The sequence below is a fragment of the Pseudoflavonifractor phocaeensis genome, from assembly GCF_016901955.1.
In the GTDB taxonomy this organism is placed as follows: Bacteria; Bacillota; Clostridia; order Oscillospirales; family Oscillospiraceae; genus Flavonifractor; species Flavonifractor phocaeensis_A.
The window spans coordinates 1-2,152 of the sequence record NZ_JACJLC010000167.1 but is presented as its reverse complement, the minus strand read 5'-3'; the positions used below and the strand labels follow the sequence as shown (position 1 = coordinate 2,152).

1 protein-coding gene is annotated in these 2,152 nt (G+C 53.7%); it reads right to left on the bottom strand.

The genetic code is table 11. The features are described from left to right. The coding region (locus H6B51_RS16830) for a leucine-rich repeat domain-containing protein (protein ID WP_204884752.1) at window positions 1-2,077 on the bottom strand (2,077 nt) is incomplete at its 3' end. Window positions 2,078-2,152: the final 75 nt, after the last annotated feature.

Here is a 2,152-nt window from a genome sequence, read left to right as displayed (position 1 = left end):
ACTCCACCGCGCCTGCAAACCAGTTGTTTGTCCGCACATCGGTAAAGGAGCCGACCATTGGCGCGGCGCTCGGCGGCGCAGACGGCAGGCCTTCCAGCATGGACGGCTCGAAGATGACAACATTCAAATGTTCGTCAAAGCCTTCATCAACGCCGTTGAAGGGGACGTAAACATCCATATTGGGTATGGCCACCACACCTGCGCCATCGCCGCCGACACGGGTATTCGGGTATACCCGTTCCATGTTGGGCATCAGGATGGTTCCGCTGCCCGGCTGGATGGTGTCGGAAGCGTATATTACAACAGTCCTGTAGCCGCCAAAGCCGTCTATGACCTTCGCCTTATTCAGATTTACGATAGCGCTTTCAGCAGAAAGGCCATTAACATTGAGGATGGTATCCGGCAGGGTCAGCACATCCATCGGGCATCTCGCCAAAAAGTCCTCCCATGTGGTGAGGGCGGCGGGCCAGTTGGTGATCTGGCCGATGTTGTTACCCGCAAACGCCTCCCAGCCCATATATTCCAAGCTGTCCGGCAGGCGGACGTCCATTTTTGTCGTCCAATAACGATCTTCCCGCCATGTATTCTCCCCATCGCTTGCCTCTACCTGGTAGCTCATATGGACGCCCGAGAAAGCCCGCCATCCAATATACTTCACACCGTTGGGGATTTCCAGATAGGTGAGATCAACCTGGCCGCTGCCGGAAAATGCATAGTCGCCGATAAAGGCCAGGGCGTCCGGCAAGTCAAGCAGTGCGCTTGTGGGAACATAGGCCTCGTGGTCGATATAGGTGACACTCTCCGGAAGTCTGAAGTCAGTCATTTCGGGGTCGTACATCTCGCCCGGAATTGATTCCGGTCCGATATAACGCAGTCCGTCCGGAAGGGAGAAGGTGGAAAAACTTTGCGCCCAGCTCACATCACCCGCCAATCCAAGCGTGCCGGGACGGACGTCGACATGGAGCGGAGTTGTCGACCAGGGGTCTCTTTCAACCCCTTCGCTGTTAAAGTAAAACACGCCGCCAAGATAGTTCTCGCCGCTCGGCAGGTTCTCCCAATACGGGGTATTCTGAAAACTTCCCGTGCGTGAACTGTCGTCGGCTGCATAGAGCACTTCCAGTGTGCTGGGGAGGGTAACATTGGTCAGTGAGGCGCAGTGGGCAAATGCAAGTTTTTCAATCTTTTTCAGCCCCTCCGGCAGGACAACGTTGTTCAAACTATCGCAATGCCAAAAGGCGCTATGTCCAATCTCTTTTAAGCCGCTGCCAAAGTTTACCGTAGTCAAGGCCAACAGGTTAGAAAAAGCGTCTTCTGCAATAATCTCTACGCTGTCCGGCAGCGTGATAGATGTGATATCGCCGCCATAGTAGGAGAAAGCGCCGCTTGCGATACTCCTGACGCCGTCCGGCACGGTGACCACCGTGTCGTCACCTGTATACTCCACCAATTCTCCGCCAATGACAATAAAGGGGTCTCCGCCGTTCCGTCTTGCCTCGTTTGATTTACGATCCTCCATCCCGGTATCATTGAACGCATTGACGCCGATATATTCCACACCGGCGGGGATGGTGAAATTGTCTATGTAGCAGCCCTCAAATGCCGACGTCCCGATATATTTTAAGGTGGAAGGGAGATTGACCTCCTGCAAGTTACACCCTGAAAACGCGCCCTTCCCTATGGATTCCAATCCTTCTGGCAGGATAACTTTTTGCAGAGTGGGGATTTGGAGATCAGACTGCAGGCTGTTTAATGCCTCGTCCAGGCTGTTGCCGTCATACCGTCTTCCGATGTACTTCACCGTATCGGGCACCGTGAGGGTCTCAACGTCACATTCGTCAATATCAAGATCAAAGATACCCACCACGGTGTAGCCGTTGATTTGCGAGGGGATCACCAGGTCGGTTTCCGTGCCGTTATAGCCCATGATTTCAATGGTGTCCTCGGTGACAAAGCGATAGTCAAAGACAGCGCCGGGATCCTCCGCCGCAAACGCCGCCATGGGCGTCAGGCTCAGCAGCATACACAGGGCAAGCAGCACGCCCCATATGCGTTTGGTAATGGTTTTTGTTGTTTGCATAAGAACATCTCCTTATATACATTGTTATTTCAAAAACTGTCCCCGTGTTTTCCGTCTGAAGGATTCCGGCCGGAG